This window comes from Streptomyces palmae (genome assembly GCF_004684805.1).
GTDB lineage: Bacteria > Actinomycetota > Actinomycetes > Streptomycetales > Streptomycetaceae > Streptomyces > Streptomyces palmae.
In genome coordinates, this window is record NZ_SRID01000643.1 from 1 (window position 1) to 1,738 (window position 1,738).

Consider the following 1,738-nt stretch of genomic DNA (forward strand, 5'->3'; position numbering starts at 1 on the left):
TCGGTGGGGCGGTCCGGGCCGGCCGGGGGCGCCGGGGTGGTGGCGGGCAGTACGGTGGCGGCCACCGCCGCCAGTCGTTCGGCGGCCGGGTGCGGGGACTTCGCGGGCCGTACGAAGGACATCCGCCAGGCCAGGGCGGAGCCCGTGAGCGGCAGCCAGAGCACCCTGGGCTCCTTCCGGGCCACGGCCGGGTGCGCCAGCGCGATCCCGCGGCCGGCGATCACCAGGGCCAGCATGGTCTCCGGGCTGGTGGCGTGCACCACGGACGCGGGGCGGTAGCCGCCGGCCCGGCAGCCACGCAGCATCGCGTCGTACACACCCGGCGCGGCGTCCCGGGGGAAGAGCACCAGCGGCTGTCCGGCCAGCGCCGGCAAGGTCAGCGCCGAGCCGCCGGCCAGCGGCGAACCGCGTGGCACCACCACGCCCAGCGGCAGGCAGGCCATCGGCCCGCTGACCAGGCCGGCCGGCAGCCCGACCCCCTCCGCCGCGGGTTCCACCGCCCGGGCCCCGGGGTCCGGGGCCGCCGCCGGCCGCACCGGGTGCAGCACCAGCCCGGTGTCCAGCTCGCGGTCGTCCAGCAGCCGCAGCGCCGCGGCGGTACCGGTCTCGTGCAGTTCCAGCCGCACCTCGGGTGCCTCGGCCGCGAAGGCGGTGAGGATCTGGGCCAGGACCCGGCCCGGCAGCTCGGGCACCACCCCGACCCGCAGCGTGCCGTAGGCGCCGCGCCCCGCCCGCGCCACCCGGGTACGGAGGCGTTCGGCCAGCGCCAGCAACTCCTCGGACTCCGCCAGCAGCACCTCGCCCGCGGCGGTGAGCCGTACGCCCCGGGAGTTCCGGTCGAACAGCCGGGTGCCCAGCTCCTCCTCCAACCCCCGGATGCGCTGGCTCAGCGGCGGCTGGGCCATGCCGAGCCGTTCGGCGGCCCGACCGAAGTGCAGTTCTTCGGCCACGGCTCGGAAGTAGCGAAGGTGTCGCAGTAGGTCCACGCAGGAACGATAGCCATCTCGATATCACCGCGGAGCGGGTGCGGTCTTGGACGGGGCGGGCGGCACGGTGCTCTGATGCCGCCATGCCTCTTCCTTCCGGCCATGAGCCAGGCTCCGCCGTACCCGCTTCCGACTCCGCCCCCGCGTCCGGCCCCTCCCGAGGCCGCGGGCCCGCCGCGCGCCGCCCGCTGTCCCGGCGGCTGCTGCTGGGCGCCTCGGCCACCGGGCTGGTCACCGCCCTCACCGCGGGGGCGGTCAACCAGTCGGCCAACGGCGCCCAGCTACGCGGCACTCGGGGCAGCTCCGGTGTCCGGCTGCGCTGGCTGGGCAACAACGGCTGGGAGATCCGTATCGACCGGCCCGGCAAGCAGCCCGCCACGGTGCTCATCGACCCCTGGCTCACCCGGTTCCACACCGGCACCTACACCCCGGCCGGGGCCGACCCGAAGACCGAGCTGACCGTGGACACCGACCTCATCGACCGCCATCGACTGGTGGCCGACCAGATCCTGGTCACCCACGGCCACTACGACCATCTGCCCGACGTCCCGCACCTGGCACGCACCACCGGCGCCACCGTCCTCGGCACCGAGACCCACGCCAACCTGCTGCGCGCCCTGGGCGCGCCGGAGGGTCAACTGTCCGTGGTGAGCGGCGGCGAGTACCTGCGGTGCGACGGCTACACGATCCGGGTGCTGCGCTCCCTGCACTCCATGCCAGGACCGCGTGCCCAGGTGCCGTTCCCCGGCACC

The 1,738-nt window shown here is 75.7% G+C and carries 2 protein-coding genes; one reads left to right on the forward strand and one right to left on the reverse strand.

Annotated elements, in window-relative coordinates; translation table 11 throughout:
- Positions 1-986 (reverse strand): LysR substrate-binding domain-containing protein (locus E4099_RS31740; protein ID WP_135342545.1); only part of this gene is annotated, 986 nt, incomplete at its 3' end.
- An 83-nt stretch (positions 987-1,069) separates the two neighbouring features.
- Between E4099_RS31740 and E4099_RS31745 the strand changes: the two genes are divergently transcribed.
- The coding region (locus E4099_RS31745) for an MBL fold metallo-hydrolase (protein WP_135342546.1) at positions 1,070-1,738 on the forward strand (669 nt) is incomplete at its 3' end.